16 protein-coding genes are annotated in these 14222 nt (G+C 73.0%); 11 read left to right on the top strand and 5 right to left on the bottom strand.

All coding sequences use genetic code 11. The features are described 5' to 3' along the window. Positions 1-37 precede the first annotated feature (37 nt). Together HN031_RS12390 and HN031_RS22340 are read left to right on the top strand one after the other, a co-directional pair. A complete protein-coding gene (locus HN031_RS12390; protein WP_172270301.1) occupies positions 38-691 on the top strand; it encodes a hypothetical protein in 654 nt (217 codons plus the stop codon). Between the two features lie 33 nt (positions 692-724). Beyond that, the gene (locus tag HN031_RS22340) at positions 725-1633 is read left to right on the top strand and encodes an Fpg/Nei family DNA glycosylase (protein WP_172270299.1); all 909 of its coding nucleotides are present in this window, start codon (positions 725-727) and stop codon (positions 1631-1633) included. On the opposite strand, the gene HN031_RS12380 is transcribed toward HN031_RS22340, so the two are convergent. After that, positions 1569-2960: an NAD(P)H-quinone dehydrogenase gene (locus tag HN031_RS12380; RefSeq protein ID WP_172270297.1), complete on the bottom strand. Its 1392-nt coding sequence runs from the start codon at positions 2958-2960 to the stop codon at positions 1569-1571. The two genes, HN031_RS22340 and HN031_RS12380, sit on opposite strands and share 65 nt — an antisense overlap. 1 nt (position 2961) lies before the next feature. Then, complete coding sequence (gene lpdA, locus HN031_RS12375) at positions 2962-4365, bottom strand: dihydrolipoyl dehydrogenase (RefSeq protein WP_172270295.1); 1404 nt, start codon at positions 4363-4365, stop codon at positions 2962-2964. Between the two features lie 67 nt (positions 4366-4432). On the opposite strand from lpdA, the gene HN031_RS12370 reads away from it, so the two are divergent. The 5 genes from HN031_RS12370 (at position 4433) to HN031_RS12350 (ending at position 8051) form a co-directional block, all read left to right on the top strand. Continuing rightward, on the top strand, positions 4433-4885 hold the full coding sequence (locus tag HN031_RS12370; protein WP_172270293.1) for a gamma-glutamylcyclotransferase: 453 nt from the start codon (positions 4433-4435) through the stop codon (positions 4883-4885). A 33-nt stretch (positions 4886-4918) separates the two neighbouring features. Beyond that, complete coding sequence (locus HN031_RS12365) at positions 4919-5731, top strand: purine-nucleoside phosphorylase (protein WP_172270280.1); 813 nt, start codon at positions 4919-4921, stop codon at positions 5729-5731. 1 nt (position 5732) lies between these two features. Further along, positions 5733-6530, top strand: a complete 798-nt coding sequence (locus HN031_RS12360; protein WP_172270278.1) for an NAD(P)-dependent oxidoreductase — start codon at positions 5733-5735, stop codon at positions 6528-6530. A gap of 70 nt (positions 6531-6600) precedes the next feature. Then, a complete protein-coding gene (locus tag HN031_RS12355; RefSeq protein ID WP_172270276.1) occupies positions 6601-6975 on the top strand; it encodes a MerR family transcriptional regulator in 375 nt (124 codons plus the stop codon). Between the two features lie 65 nt (positions 6976-7040). Beyond that, positions 7041-8051 carry an aldo/keto reductase gene (locus HN031_RS12350; RefSeq protein ID WP_172270274.1) on the top strand — a complete coding sequence of 337 codons (1011 nt, stop codon included), beginning with the start codon at positions 7041-7043 and terminating at the stop codon, positions 8049-8051. Between the two features lie 18 nt (positions 8052-8069). On the opposite strand, the gene HN031_RS12345 is transcribed toward HN031_RS12350, so the two are convergent. Next, positions 8070-9380, bottom strand: a complete 1311-nt coding sequence (locus HN031_RS12345; RefSeq protein WP_367650745.1) for a DUF2252 domain-containing protein — start codon at positions 9378-9380, stop codon at positions 8070-8072. Positions 9381-9436: 56 nt separating this feature from the next. On the opposite strand from HN031_RS12345, the gene tpx reads away from it, so the two are divergent. Next, positions 9437-9934, top strand: a complete 498-nt coding sequence (tpx, locus tag HN031_RS12340; RefSeq protein ID WP_172270272.1) for a thiol peroxidase — start codon at positions 9437-9439, stop codon at positions 9932-9934. A gap of 4 nt (positions 9935-9938) precedes the next feature. Here the strand turns inward: tpx and HN031_RS12335 are convergent, their stop codons facing one another. Further along, positions 9939-10583: an MOSC domain-containing protein gene (locus HN031_RS12335; RefSeq protein WP_172270270.1), complete on the bottom strand. Its 645-nt coding sequence runs from the start codon at positions 10581-10583 to the stop codon at positions 9939-9941. 9 nt (positions 10584-10592) lie between these two features. After that, positions 10593-10961, bottom strand: coding sequence for a VOC family protein (locus tag HN031_RS12330; RefSeq protein WP_172270268.1), 369 nt, complete (start codon positions 10959-10961; stop codon positions 10593-10595). Between the two features lie 104 nt (positions 10962-11065). Between HN031_RS12330 and HN031_RS12325 the strand changes: the two genes are divergently transcribed. Genes HN031_RS12325 through HN031_RS12315 form a run of 3 tightly spaced genes read left to right on the top strand, consistent with a single transcriptional unit; the run spans position 11066 to position 14221 of the window. Then, positions 11066-12730: a phospho-sugar mutase gene (locus HN031_RS12325; protein ID WP_172270266.1), complete on the top strand. Its 1665-nt coding sequence runs from the start codon at positions 11066-11068 to the stop codon at positions 12728-12730. Beyond that, positions 12723-13907: a right-handed parallel beta-helix repeat-containing protein gene (locus tag HN031_RS12320; RefSeq protein WP_172270264.1), complete on the top strand. Its 1185-nt coding sequence runs from the start codon at positions 12723-12725 to the stop codon at positions 13905-13907. The genes HN031_RS12325 and HN031_RS12320 overlap by 8 nt, the downstream gene beginning before the upstream one ends. Positions 13908-13933: 26 nt before the next feature. Continuing rightward, complete coding sequence (locus tag HN031_RS12315; RefSeq protein WP_172270262.1) at positions 13934-14221, top strand: hypothetical protein; 288 nt, start codon at positions 13934-13936, stop codon at positions 14219-14221. Position 14222: the final 1 nt, after the last annotated feature.

Below are 14222 nucleotides of genomic sequence, written 5' to 3'. Positions count from 1 at the left end.
GCCCGCCCCGGGACCGGGCGTGTGGCAGGCTCCCGGCATGTTCGGGGGACGGCGTCGACGCCGCGAGGAGGAGCTCGCCCGGCTCGACCGCTGGCGCGTGGCTCGCCGGCTCGTCGACGAGGACGTCACGGTGCTGGGCGAGCAGGTCGCCGAGCTGCACCTCGACATCCTCGCCGAGGACCTCGACCCAGTGGCCCACGGCCACTACCGGCGTGCGATCGAGCACTACGACCAGGCCAGGGCCCTGCTCGCGGCGAGCACCACGGTCGAGGACGTGGTGGCGGTCGAGCAGGTCGTGGCCGACGGTCGCTACCACCGCGCCGCCGTCGTCGCGGTCCTCGCCGGAGACCGGCTGCCCGAGCGCCGCGAGCCCTGCTTCTTCGACCCCCGCCACGGTCCGGCGATGCAGGACGTGCGGTGGACCCCGGCCGGAGGCGTGCCGCGGACGATCGCGGCCTGCGCGGCCGACGTACGGCGTCTGTCGGCCGGCGAGGCGCCGCTGGAGCGCCTGGTGCGGGTCGGCGACCGCTGGGTGCCGTGGCACCTCTCGGGCGGTGTGGACGGCGCGATCGACGCCGGGGCGCAGCTGGCCCGTCGGTCCGGGCACGGTGTCCACGGACAGCAGAACCTGGCTCAGGCCTACCTCCACCAGACCACCGGCGGCGCCGACGGCGTCGGCTCCGGGACCTGAGGGGCTGTCAGGGGCTCCTGTGACACTGGAGGGGTGCCCGAGGGAGACAGCGTCTGGAAGCTCGCCCGCCGGTTGGACCGCCAGCTGGCCGGCCACACGGTGGTGCGCTCCGACTTCCGCACCCCCGCCCTGGCGACCCGTGACCTCTCCGGTCGTGAGGTCCTCGGTCACGACACCCACGGCAAGCACCTCCTCACCCGCTTCGGCCCGATGGCCGGATCGCCGGGCGCGACGCTCCACAGCCACCTGCGCATGGACGGGTCCTGGTCGACCCTCGCGCCGGGCAAGCGACTGCCGGGCGCGGTCCAGCCGCACGTGCGGCTCGTGCTCGGCCTCGACGACGGCCGCACCGTCCACGGCATCCGGCTCCACGACCTCGCGCTGGTGCCGACCGACCGCGAGGGCGACCTCGTCGGCCACCTCGGTCCCGACCCGTTGCGCGACGACTGGGACGCCGAGGAGGCCGTCCGGCGCCTCCGCCGCGACCCCACCACCCCGCTGGTCACCGCCCTGCTCGACCAGCGTGCCATGGCCGGGCTCGGCAACCTCTGGGTCAACGAGCTCGCCTTCCTCAGCGGGGTGAGCCCGTGGACCGCGATCGGTGACGTCGACGTGGCGCACCTGGTGGACCGAGCGGCCCGGATGCTGCGCCACTCGGCGACCGTCGAGGGTGCCTACCAGGTGACGACCGGATCGTCGGCGCGCGGCGACGACCACTGGGTGACCGGCCGCCAGCGCCAGGGGTGCCGGCGCTGCGGCGGACCGGTGAGCGTGAGCGCCGAGGTCCCGGGCGACGCGGCCAACCGCCGCACCTGGTGGTGCCGCGCCTGCCAGCCCGGTCCCGGGCCGGAGGCGCGGGTCGGTGCGGGACCCGGCGTCAGACCCCGTGCAGGCGCCGGGCGGCCTCGGCGATCGAGCCGCTCATCGACGGGTAGACCGTGAAGGCGTGAGCCAGCTGGTCGGCGGTCAGCGACTCGGCGACCGCGACCGAGACCGGGTGGATCAGCTCGGAGGCACGCGGGCCCACCACCACTCCGCCGACGACGATGCCGGTGCCGGGGCGGCAGAACAGCTTGACGAACCCGTCGCGCACGCCCTGCATCTTGGCGCGGGCGTTGCCGGCCAGCGGCAGCGTCACCACCTCGGCCTGCATCTCCCCGGCGTCCACGGCCTGCTGGGACCAGCCCACGGTGGCGATCTCCGGTGAGGTGAACACGTTGGAGGAGACCTTCTTGAGGTCGAGCGGGGCGACCGCGTCGCCGAGGAAGTGCCACATCGCGATCCGGCCCTGCATCGCCGCGACCGACGCGAGCATCAGCACGCCGGTGCAGTCGCCTGCGGCGTAGATGCCGCGGGCGGAGGTGCGCGAGACCCGGTCGACGACGATGAAGCCGCCGTCGTCCGTGGCCACCCCCGCCTCCTCGAGGCCGAGGTCGGCGGTGCTGGGCACCGAGCCGAGGGCCAGGATGCAGTGGCTGCCGGAGACGGTGCGGCCGTCGGTGAGCGTCACGGTGACCGTGTCGCCCTCGCGGGTCACCGACTGCATCCGGGACTGGCCCAGGACGTTCATCCCGCGCCGGGTCAGCACGTCCTCCAGCACGGCGGACGCGTCGGCGTCCTCGCCCGGCAGCACCCGGTCGCGGCTGCTCACGAGCGTGACGTCGATGCCGAGAGAGAGGTAGGCGCTCGCGAACTCCGCCCCGGTGACCCCGGAGCCGACCACGATCAGCTTCTCGGGGACCTCGGTGAGGTCGTAGACCTGCTCCCAGGTGAGGATCCGCTCGCCGTCGGGCTGCGCGCTCGGCAGGGTACGGGGCGCGGCACCGGTGGCCACGATGATCGCGTCGGCCTGCAGGGTCTCCTCGCCGTCGGCCGTGACGGCGGTGACCGTCAGGTCCGGCCCGAGGCGGCCGCGGCCGGTCACGAGGCGTACGCCGTCGCGGTCGAGGCGCTCGGCGATGTCGACCGACTGGTCGGCCGCGAGCTGCTTGACGCGGGCGTTGACCCGCGCCAGGTCGACGGTGATCGTCGTCGCCGCGTCACCCTGGTGGTCGTGGAAGTTGACGCCCAGCTCCTGCGCCGACGACATGTCGGTCATCAGCTCGGCGGTGGCGATCAGCGTCTTGCTCGGCACGCAGTCGGTGAGGACCGCCGAGCCGCCGACGCCGTCGGTGTCGACGACCACGACCTCGGCGCCGAGCTGCGCCGCGACGTGCGCCGCCTCGTAGCCGCCGGGGCCGCCGCCGATGATGACGATGCGATCGGGCATGTCAGAGGTTGATCATGTGGCCGGCGATGCCGTGGACGGCCTCCTTGACGGCCTCGCCCAGCGTCGGGTGCGCGAAGACGTTGCGGGCCACCTCGTCGGCGGTGAGGTCCCACTTCTGGGCCAGCGTCATCACCGGCAGCAGCTCGGTGACGTCGGGGCCGATCATGTGGGTGCCGATGATCTCGTTGTGCTCGGCGTCCGCGACGACCTTCACGAACCCGAACGCCTCGCCGAGGCCCATCGCCTTGCCGTTGGCGGTGAAGGGGAACGTCGAGGTCTTGACGTCGTAGCCCATCTCCTTGGCCTGCGCCTCGGTGTAGCCGAAGGAGGCGATCTGCGGCATGCAGTAGGTCGCGCGCGGCACGAAGTCGTACTCCACCGGCATCGTCTCGGCGCCGTTGATGGTCTCGGCGGCCACGATGCCCATCGCCTCGGCCACGTGGGCGAGCATCAGCTTGCCGGTGCAGTCGCCGATCGCGTAGACGTTCGGCACGTTGGTGCGGCAGTAGTCGTCGATCTCGATCGCACCGCGCTCGGTGACGTCGACGCCGACGTTCTCGAGGCCGAAGCCCTTCACGCGGGGGGCGAAGCCGAACGCGGCGAGGAACTTGTCGGCCTCGAGCACCTGCTCGTCGCCGCCGGCGGCCGGGGCCACCGTGACCTTGACGCCCGAGCCGGTGTCCTCGACGCCCTTGACGGCGGTGGAGGTCAGCACCTTCACGCCCAGCTTCTTGTAGTGCTTGGCGAGCTCCTTGGACACGTCCGCGTCCTCGGTGGGGACCATCCGGTCGAGGAACTCCACGATCGTGACGTCGACGCCGAAGTTGGCCATCACGTAGGCGAACTCGACGCCGATCGCGCCCGAGCCGCCGATGATGATCGAGCTCGGGAGCTGGTCGGTGAGGATCTGCTCCTCGTAGGTGACGACGTTCTCGCTGAGCTCGACGCCCGGCACCAGGCGCACGGTCGCGCCGGAGGCGATGACCAGGTTGTCGAACGTGTAGCGGGTGGTCTGGCCGTCCTTGTCCTTCACGTCGACGTCGTTGCGGCCCTGGAGGGTGCCCCAGCCGTCGATCTCGGTGATCTTGTTCTTCTTCATGAGGAAGTGGACGCCCTTGACGATGCCGGCGCTGACGTCGCGGCTGCGCTTGTGGGTCGGACCGAACGACATGGTCACGTCGCCCTCGATGCCGTACTTGGCCTTCTCGTGCTGGAGCGTGTGGGCCAGCTCGGCGTTCTTCAGCAGGGCCTTGGACGGGATGCACCCGACGTTGAGGCAGACACCTCCCCAGTACTTCTCCTCCACCACGGCCACCTTCTGGCCGAGCTGGGCTGCGCGGATCGCGGCGACGTAGCCACCGGGGCCGGCGCCGAGGACGAGGGTGTCGAAGTGCGTGTCGGTCACGGTGCCAGCCTAGTTGTCCGGCCCACGGCGGGGACACCCGAGGTCGGGGCTCAGTATCCTGTGGCCCGTGACGCTCTACGCCGCCTACGGGACGAACCTCGATCCCGCCCGGATGAGCGAGCGCTGCCCCCACTCGATCCTCCACTCCACGGGGTGGTTGACGGGCTGGCGGCTGACGTTCGGCGGGGAGGAGCACGGCTGGGACGGCGCGCTGTCCACGATCGTCCAGGACCCCTTCGAGCAGGTCTTCGTCGCGGTCTACGACGTCACGCCGGAGGACGAGCGCGCCCTCGACGGCTGGGAGTCCGCCGACACCGGGCTCTACCGCAAGACCAAGGTGCGGGTCTCGACGATGACCGGCGAGCTCGTCGTGTGGGCCTACGTCCTCGACGCCTACGAGGGCGGCCTGCCCTCGGCGTCCTACCTCGGCGTGCTCGCCGACGCCGCCGAGGCGGCGGGGGCACCCGAGGACTACGTCGGCGCGCTGCGGCGCCGGGCCTGCCGCTCGACCGGCCTGTGACCCGGCACTCCGACTGCGCCTAGAGTGCCGCCCATGGACGACCAGACCCCGTACGAAGCCGCCGGCTCCGCCGCCGAGAGGCTCGCCGAGCTCACCGGCGTCGAGCGCCACGACATCGCCCTGGTCCTGGGCTCGGGCTGGCTGCCGGCCGTCGACGCGCTGGGCGAGGCCACCGCGGAGATCGCGACCACCGACCTGCCGGGGTTCCACGCCGCGGGCGTCACCGGGCACAGCGGCAGGATCCGCTCCGTCCGGACCTCGTCGGAGAGCGGCGACCGCAACCTGCTGGTCTTCCTGTCCCGCACCCACTACTACGAGGGCAAGGGCGTCGCCGCCGTCGTCCACCCGGTCCGGACCGCGGCGGCCGCGGGCTGCTCGGCGATCGTGCTGACCAACGGGTGCGGCGGCCTCAAGCCGGGCTGGCAGCCGGGCCAGCCGGTGCTGATCTCCGACCACATCAACCTGACCGGCACCAGCCCGATCGTCGGGGCGAACTTCGTCGACCTCACCGACCTCTACAGCCCCCGGCTCCGGGAGATGTGCCGGGAGGTCGACGGCTCGCTCGACGAGGGCGTCTACGTCCAGTTCCCCGGGCCGCACTACGAGACCCCCGCCGAGGTGCGCATGGCCGGCATCCTCGGCGGCCACCTCGTCGGCATGAGCACCACGCTCGAGGCGATCGCCGCCCGCGAGGCGGGCATGGAGGTCCTCGGCATCAGTCTCGTCACCAACCTCGCAGCCGGCCTGAGCGGCGAGCCGCTCGACCACGCGGAGGTGCTCGAGGCGGGCCGTGCCGCGGCCAGCCGGATGGGCGGCCTGCTCAGCCAGGTCGTCACGAGGATCTGACGTGCGCGTCCTCGTCACCGGCGCGGCCGGCAGCATGGGCCGGGTCGTCACGGTCGGACTGGTCGACCTCGGCCACGACGTCGTCGGGCTGGACCTGGTGCCGGCACCCGAGGGCACGACGTTCACCTGGCACGAGGCCGACTGCGCCGACGCCGACGCGGTCGCCGCCGTCCTCGCCGAGGAGCGCCTGGACGCGGTCGTGCACCTCGCCGGCGTGCCGGAGGAGGTGTCGCTGCCCGACGAGCTGACCTCGCACGTCATCACCACCGCGGCGCTGCTCGACGCAATGGTCGCCCACGACGTCCCGCGCCTGGTCTACGCCTCCTCCAACCACGCGGTCGGTCGCACCCCACGCGCCGACGGCGAGCTCACCGAGCACGTGCCGCCCCGCCCGGACACCTACTACGGCGTCGCGAAGGTCGCCGCCGAGGCGCTGATGCGGCTCTTCGCCGAGCGCCACGGCATGGACGCGGTCGCCTGCCGCATCGGCTCGTTCCTCGAGGAGCCGACGAGCACGCGCGCGCTGTCGACGTGGCTGTCCCACGGCGACGGCGTACGCATGGTGGAGGCGGCGCTGACCGCCCCGGCCCCCGGCTACGCCGTCCTCCACGGCATCAGCGCCAACACGCGGGCCTGGTGGGACCTCGAGCCCGGCCGCCGCCTGGGCTACGAGCCGCAGGACGACGCCGAGGACCACGCCGACCGCGTCGAGCCGGGGCCCGACGACGAGGCCGAGGCGGAGTTCGTCGGCGGCCCCTTCGCGACCGCGCAGTTCCACCGTCCGGCGCTGGGCGACTGACCTCCTCCGGCGGGCCGCGCGTCGCCGGAGCCCTTGACTTGGAGTGCGCTCGAAGTCGGACACTGGTCCGATGACCAGCCTGAGCATCGCCGAGGCGGCCGAGCGCACCGGCCTGACGGCCCACACCCTGCGCTACTACGAGCGCGACGGGCTGCTGCTCGGCTCGGTCGAGCGCGCCTCGTCCGGGCACCGGCGCTACACCGAGCGCGACCTCACCTGGATCCAGATGGTGACCCGGCTGCGCGCCACCGGGATGCCCATCCGCGACGTACGACGCTATGCCGCGCTGGTCCGCGAGGGCGACGGCAACGAGGCCGAGCGCCTCGCGCTCCTGCTCGCCCACCGCGAGGTGGTCGAGCGCCAGCTGGCCGAGGTGACCTCCCACCTCCGCGCGATCGACCACAAGATCGCCATCTACGACAGCGTCGTCACCCCCGCAGGCTGATCCACGCAGGGAAGGCGCGGAGGGGGCTTGACTTCGAGCGCACTCCAAGGAGTTTGGTGGGAGTCATGACCACCACTTCCATCGGCCAGCGCACCCTCGGCACCACCTCCTCGCTCTCCGTGAGCACCCTCGGCCTCGGCTGCATGGGGATGTCGGAGTTCTACGGCACCCCCGACGAGCAGTCCGGGATCGACACGATCCGCCGGGCCCTCGACCTCGGTGTCACGTTCCTCGACACCGCCGACATGTACGGCCCGTTCACCAACGAGCGGCTCGTCGGCCGTGCCCTCGAGGGCCGGCGCGACGAGGTCCAGCTCGCCACCAAGTTCGGCAACGAGCGCAACCCCGACGGCTCGTGGGTCGGCATCAACGGCTCCCCCGACTACGTCCGCAGGGCGTGCGACGCCTCCCTCGAGCGGCTCGGCGTCGACCGCATCGACCTCTACTACCAGCACCGCGTCGACAAGACCGTGCCCATCGAGGAGACGGTCGGGGCGATGAAGGAGCTCGTCGAGGCGGGCAAGGTGCGTCACCTCGGACTCTCCGAGGCGGGCGCCGACACGATCCGCCGCGCCCACGCCGTGCACCCGGTCACGGCCCTGCAGACCGAGTACTCCCTGTTCACCCGCGACCTCGAGGACGAGGTCATGCCGGTGCTGCGCGAGCTCGGGATCGGACTGGTCCCCTACTCCCCGCTGGGCCGCGGCATGCTGACCGGCGCGGTGACCCGCGAGTCGCTCGAGGCCGACGACTCCCGTGCCACCGGGCGCTTCCCCCGGTTCTCCGGTGACGCCCTCGACGCCAACCTCGCGCTCGTGGCGAAGGTGAAGGAGCTCGCCGCCGACAAGGGCTGCACCCCCGGGCAGCTCGCGCTGGCGTGGGTGCTCGCGCAGGGCGACCCCGACCTGGGCGTCGTGCCGATCCCCGGCACGAAGCGCGTGGCCTACCTCGAGGAGAACGTCGGCGCCGTCGCCGTCGAGCTCACCCACGACGACCTCGCCGCGCTCGAGCAGGCCGTCCCCCGCGACGCGGTCGCGGGCGAGCGCTACGGCGACATGTCGACCATCGACGCCTGACGCGCACGAGGTGCCGGGTCAGGTGGAGGTGATCCCGACCCGGCCCTCGCGGAAGGCGTCCACGAACAGCGCGTGGTCGTCGCGCACGCGGGCGGCGTACGCGATCCCCCACTCGCCCAGCCACGACACCAGCTCGTTGCGCCGGCCGTCCAGGGACTTGTGGATCGCCTCCTCGACCTGGAAGTCGACCAGGTCCTGCTGGCTGTCCTCGTCGGAGGCGCAGTGGATCTTGGCCGTCGCGCGGCCGAGCAGGTCGACCACCGACCGCATGTCCTCGGGCTCGTTGATCTCGCTCCAGTCGAGATCGACCTCGTAGGGCGAGACCTCGGAGACGACGTAGCCGGTGCCGTCGATGCTCGTGTGCCCCAGCAGCGGGTCGGTGTGCACCTGCAGCGCCCGCTGGCTCACCACCGTGCGGTGCCCCTCGTGGTCGAAGTAGGCGTCGACCTCGGCGCTCTCGACGAACCGGCTCAGGGCCGGGACGTTGGCCTGCTTCATGCTCAGCACCACGTCGTTGTCGAGCGCCTGGCTGTAGCCCTCCACGAGCACGTTGAAGGCCGGCAGGCCCGCGCTGCCGATGCCGAAGCCCGACTTGCCGACGACGTCGCGCAGCTCGTAGAAGAGGTCCCGGTCGAAGCGCTTGGACTCCGGGATGGTCTCGAGGTAGCCGTGGAAGGCCGCCACGACCTTGGCCCGCTCCGTGCTGGACAGACGCCTCGTCGTGCCGTCCTCGCTGAACCTCCGGACCCCGTGCTGCATCACCGTGATGCGGTCGAGGAGGTCGGCGCGCCGCTTCGTGCGGGCCGACTCGAGCGCCGTGAGGACCGGGCCCTGGGCGGTGTCGAGCCGGATCTCGAAGGTCTCGTCCTCCTCGGTGCCGGTGTAGTGGTTGACCTGGGCGAGGTAGGACCGCGCGTAGCGGCTGATGAGCTTGCGGATCGCGTCCTCGGGCAGGGCCTTCTGCCACCCGAGGAGCGCCAGGCTCGCCGCGAACCGCTGGAGGTCCCAGGCGAAGCGACCGATGTAGGCCTCGTCGAAGTCGTTGACGTCGAAGATCAGCCGGCCGTCGGAGTTGAGGTAGGTGCCGAAGTTCTCGACGTGCAGGTCGCCGTGGATCCAGATGCGCTCGGCGCCGTGGTCCGCCCAGGGGTCGTCCTCGCCGGTGACGTCGCAGTAGAACAGGCAGGCCGTCCCGCGGTAGAACGCGAGCGGGTCGCGCGCCATCTTGCGGTACTTGGCGCGGAACGCCACCGGGTCGGCGCGCATGAGCGGGGCGAACGCGTCGCGCAGCACGTCGATGATGACGTCCGCGCGCTTCGAGGTGGTCACCTCCGCACTGTAGAGCCAGCGACGAGCGGTCAGGGCGGCTGCGATAGGAATGCCCCATGGCAACCACACAATTCGGCGACACCACCGTCAACACCGTGGGCGAGCTGCCCGCTGTCGGCTCGCAGGCACCGGGGTTCGACCTGGTGGACACGAAGTTCCAGTCCCTCACCGACGCCGACGTGGCCGGCAAGCGGGTCGTGCTCAACATCTTCCCGAGCATCGACACCGGCGTGTGCCAGGCGAGCGTGCGCCGGTTCAACGAGCTCGCGGCCGGCCTCGACAACGCCGCCGTCGTCAACGTCTCCGTCGACCTCCCGCTGGCGCAGGCCCGGTTCTGCGGCGCCGAGGGCATCGAGGACGCGCTGGTCGGCTCGGCCTTCCGCTCCTCGTTCGGCCAGGACTACGGCGTCGCGATGGCCGACGGCGCCTGGACCGGGATGCTGGCGCGCGCGGTCGTCGTCCTCGACCAGGACCGCACCGTGCTGCACACCCAGCTGACCGACGCGATCGGCCAGGAGCCCGACTACGACGCAGCGGTGGCCGCGCTGGGCTGACGCGTCACAGGCGGGAGGCGAGCCACTCGTGCTCGGCCTCGGCCAGCACCCGGGCCGAGACGAAGACCTCGGCCAGCTCGCGATCGCCCATCCAGGCCCGCAAGAACATCGGCACGGTCAGCCCGTGCGCCGGCCGGTGGACCACCTCGATCGGGTCGTCGCGCTCGATCACGCCGGCCTCGCGCACGGCGAGGTAGGCACCGGTGCGTCCCCGGTCGCTGAAGCGGCGCACCCAGCGGGGCTCGGCCATGTGCTTGGCGAAGGTCGCGCACGGCACGCGCGGCCCGCACACCTCCAGCAGGGTGAGGCCGACGCGCCACAGCTCGCCGACCTCGGCGGCGTCGACGTCGATGCCGCTGGTCGTGAGGTTCTCGCCGAACATCCCGTCGGCCAGGTCGCGACCCAGCTCCCGGCCCCACCAGTCCAGCTCCTCGCGGGCGACGGCGTAGACGGCCTGGGTGGCGCCACCGTGGTGCTTGCGGCTGTAGATCGCGTCACCCACGACGCCGCTGCCGAGCCCGCCGCGCTTGGGGCCCGGGTCGCGGACCTCGATCCGCTCGACCGGGTGCTTGCGGATGCCGCTGGGGCGCCGCAGCCCCTCGACCGGCGCCAGCGGGCCGGTGTTGACGGAGCGGACGGTGGCGATCACCCGCCCACGCTAGTCGCCGGTGTGGCAGACCGCCTCGACGTTGTTGCCCTCGGTGTCGCGGACGAAGGCGCCGAAGTAGCCGGGGTGGTAGTCCGGCCACAGCCGCGGCTCGTGGAGCGACTCCGCCCCCGCCGCGACGGCCTCGGCGTGCCAGGCCCGGACCGTGGCGGCGTCGGGTGCCAGGAAGGCGACGTGCACCTCCCGGTTGGGCCCCACGCCCTCGAAGGTGCTGAGCCAGAAGTCCGGCGTGTCGGTGCCGTAGCCGATGGCCTCCCCGAAGTCCATCAGGCGCCGGTGGCCCAGCACCCCCAGGACCCTGTCGTAGAACGCCGCTGCGCGCGGCAGGTCGGTGCAGTTGATGCCCAGGTGGTCGATCATCACCCGATCGTGGCACCGCCCACCGACAACGTCATGGCGCGCGGTCGCGCCGGCGACCAGTGGCCATGACGTCCCGCCCGGTCGCCGAGGGATAGCGTGCGTCCATGACCGCCGCGACCTCCGAGACCGAGCTGATCGAGCGCGCCCGTGCGTGGGCCGCCGAGGACCCCGACGAGCAGACCCGGGCCGAGCTCGGGGCCCTCGTCGAGGCGGCCGGGCGCGGTGAGTCGACCGACCTGGCCGACCGCTTCGCCGGCACCCTCGAGTTCGGCACCGCCGGCCTGCGCGGCGCGCTCGGCGCGGGGCCCAACCGGATGAACCGCGTCGTGGTGACCCGTGCGGCGGCCGGCCTGGCGGCGTACCTCCGGGACACCGGCCACGCCGGCGGGTCCGTCGTCGTCGGCTTCGACGCCCGGCACAACTCCGACGTCTTCGCCCGCGACACCGCCGAGATCATGACCGGCGCCGGCTTCAAGGCCTACGTCATGCCGCGCACGCTGCCCACTCCCCTGCTCGCCTTCGCGATCCGCGAGCTCGGCTGCGCCGCAGGCGTCATGGTCACCGCGAGCCACAACCCGCCGCAGGACAACGGCTACAAGGTCTACCTCGGCGACGGCAGCCAGATCGTGCCGCCGGCCGACGGCGAGATCGCGGCGCGGATCGCCGCCGTCGGGCCGCTCGCCGACCTGCCGCGCGGCGACGCCGGCCGGCTCGTCGGCGAGGAGATCGTCGACCGCTACCTCGACACCGTGGCCGGCCTGGCCGGCGACGGCCCGCGCGACCTCACGCTCGTCTACACCCCGCTGCACGGCGTCGGCGGCACGACCGTGGCCCAGGTCCTGGAGACCGCCGGCTTCGACGCCCCGCACGTCGTCGAGCAGCAGGAGCACCCCGACCCCGACTTCCCGACCGTCGCGTTCCCCAACCCCGAGGAGCCGGGCGCCATGGACCTGGCCATGGACCTGGCTGCCCGCAGCGGCGCCGACCTCGTGGTGGCTAACGACCCCGACGCCGACCGGTGCGCGGTCGCCGTGCCGGACGCCCACGGCTGGCGGATGCTGCGCGGCGACGAGGTGGGCGCCCTCCTGGCCCACCACCTGCTCGCCCGCGGCCGCACCGGCACCTTCGCCAACTCGATCGTGTCCTCCAGCCTGCTCGGCAAGATGGCCGCGGCCGCCGGTCAGCCGCACGAGGAGACGCTGACCGGCTTCAAGTGGATCGGCCGGGTCGAGGGCCTCGCGTTCGGCTACGAGGAGGCACTCGGCTACTGCTGCGACCCCGAGCACGTCCGGGACAAGGACGGCGTCTCGGCGCTGCTGCTGGTCTGCGAGCTGGCCGCCGAGGCCAAGGCGCAGGGACGCGGGCTCACCGACATCCTCGACGACATCGCCCACGAGCACGGCCTGCACGCCACCGACCAGCTCTCGGTGCGGTTCGAGGACCTGGCCCACATCCCCGCCACGATGGATCGGCTGCGGGCCACGCCGCCGACCTCCCTCGGCGGCCTCGCGGTCGAGCTGGTCGAGGACCTCTCCGAGGGCACGGCGCAGCTGCCGCCGACCGACGGCCTGCGCTACTCGCTCGCCGAGGACGCCCGGGTGATCGTGCGCCCGAGCGGCACCGAGCCGAAGGTGAAGTGCTACCTCGAGGTCGTCGTCCCGGTCGGCGAGGACCCCGACGACGGCGGCGTCGACGCCGCCCGCATCTCCGCCGTCGGCCGGCTCGACGCGATCAAGGCCGACCTGCGCAGCAGCGCCTTCGGTGGCTGAGGTGCAGGCGTCCCGTGGGCTCGCCGCGGTGGTGGGCCTGGTGCTCGGCGCCGCATCCATCCCCGCCTCCATCCCTGCGTCCGTCGCCGCGCCCGCCCCGGCGGCGTACGACGACAGCGCCCCGCGCACGTGGCACGTGGGCCCCACCCGCACGCTCACCGTGCCGAGCCAGGCGGCGGCCGTCGCGCGCGACGGCGACACCGTGCTCATCGACGCGGGCACCTACTCCGGCGACGTCGCGACCTGGACGCAGGACGACCTCACCCTGCGCGGCGAGGGTGGCCGGGCGCACCTGCGCGCCGACGGCCAGGACGCCCAGGGCAAGGCGATCTGGGTGATCGCCGGCGACCGCACGACCGTCGACCGCATCGAGCTCAGCGGCGCCGCCGTGGTCGACCGCAACGGCGCCGGGATCCGGCAGGAGGGCACGGGTCTCACCGTCACGCGCAGCTGGTTCCACGACAACGAGAACGGCATCCTGACCGGCGCCGACCCGGCCAGCGACATCGTCATCCGCGGCTCGCGGTTCTTCCGCAACGGCGGCGGCGACGGCTACTCCCACAACGTCTACATCGGCGCCGTGCGCTCGCTGACGGTCACCGGGAGCTGGCTGTCGGGAGCCGACACCGGCCACGAGCTCAAGTCGCGGGCCGCGCGCACCACCATCGTCGGCAACCGCATCAGCGACGGCGACAGCACCGCGAGCTACTCCATCGACCTGCCCAACGGCGGCCGCGCGCTGGTCGCCGGCAACGTCGTCGTGCAGGGACCCGCCTCGGAGAACCCCGCGGTCGTGTCCTACGGCGCCGAGGGCCTCACCCACCCGTCCCGCACTCTGTGGGTCGTCAACAACACCTTCGTCAACCAGCGCTCGTCGGGCACCTACGTCGCGGTGGCCGAGGGCGCCAGCGCCCACCTGCGCAACAACCTCCTCGTCGGTCCCGGGGACCTCACCAGCGGGCCGGCCGACGCGCGGGGCAACCGCCGCGTGGGCCCCGCCGGCTTCGTGGCGCCCGGGTCGGAGGACTTCCGGCTCCGCCCCGGCTCCCCCGCCGTCGACCGCGGCGTGACCGTCCCGGCGCGCTGGCGCGCCCGGTGGGAGTACGTCGCCCCCGCCCGGCAGGTCCGTCGCCCGGTCGCCGGGCGGGTCGACCTCGGGGCGTTCGAGCTCCGGTGACCGACGCGCGGGGCTACGCTGGCGCCATGGTCCGGTCCGTGGTGGTCGCGCTGGCGTCGCTCGTCGCCGCCATCTCGCTCGCGCCGACCGCGTCGGCCGTGTCGGCGATGTCGACCGAGGCCCTCGTCGTGCTCGCCGCGCTGGCGACCTCGACGGCGCTGATGGCCGTCCACGGACCCGCGGCCGTCCCCGACGCCACCCTGCGCTCGCTGCGGCCGCGGCGTCGCGCCGTCGACGTACCCCTCGTGCTGGCCGGGCGGACGACCGACGTGGGCCACCACCCGGTCCGACCGCGCGCTCCTGGACTCGTCTGAC

It is taken from the genome of Nocardioides sp. zg-1308, from assembly GCF_013155375.1.
GTDB lineage: Bacteria > Actinomycetota > Actinomycetes > Propionibacteriales > Nocardioidaceae > Nocardioides > Nocardioides renjunii.
The sequence above is the reverse complement of the archived record's forward strand: the minus strand, read 5'-3'. Positions and strand labels throughout refer to the sequence as shown.

Bases quoted from the DNA above. Each gene is read 5' to 3' on its own strand.
- HN031_RS12390 (WP_172270301.1), top strand. From the start codon at position 38: ATGTTCGGGGGACGGCGTCGACGCCGCGAGGAGGAGCTCGCCCGGCTC.
- HN031_RS12380 (WP_172270297.1), bottom strand. From the start codon at position 2,960: ATGCCCGATCGCATCGTCATCATCGGCGGCGGCCCCGGCGGCTACGAG.
- HN031_RS12365 (WP_172270280.1), top strand. From the start codon at position 4,919: ATGGACGACCAGACCCCGTACGAAGCCGCCGGCTCCGCCGCCGAGAGG.
- HN031_RS12355 (WP_172270276.1), top strand. From the start codon at position 6,601: ATGACCAGCCTGAGCATCGCCGAGGCGGCCGAGCGCACCGGCCTGACG.
- HN031_RS12350 (WP_172270274.1), top strand. From the start codon at position 7,041: ATGACCACCACTTCCATCGGCCAGCGCACCCTCGGCACCACCTCCTCG.
- tpx (WP_172270272.1), top strand. From the start codon at position 9,437: ATGGCAACCACACAATTCGGCGACACCACCGTCAACACCGTGGGCGAG.
- HN031_RS12330 (WP_172270268.1), bottom strand. From the start codon at position 10,961: ATGATCGACCACCTGGGCATCAACTGCACCGACCTGCCGCGCGCAGCG.
- HN031_RS12325 (WP_172270266.1), top strand. From the start codon at position 11,066: ATGACCGCCGCGACCTCCGAGACCGAGCTGATCGAGCGCGCCCGTGCG.
- HN031_RS12315 (WP_172270262.1), top strand. From the start codon at position 13,934: ATGGTCCGGTCCGTGGTGGTCGCGCTGGCGTCGCTCGTCGCCGCCATC.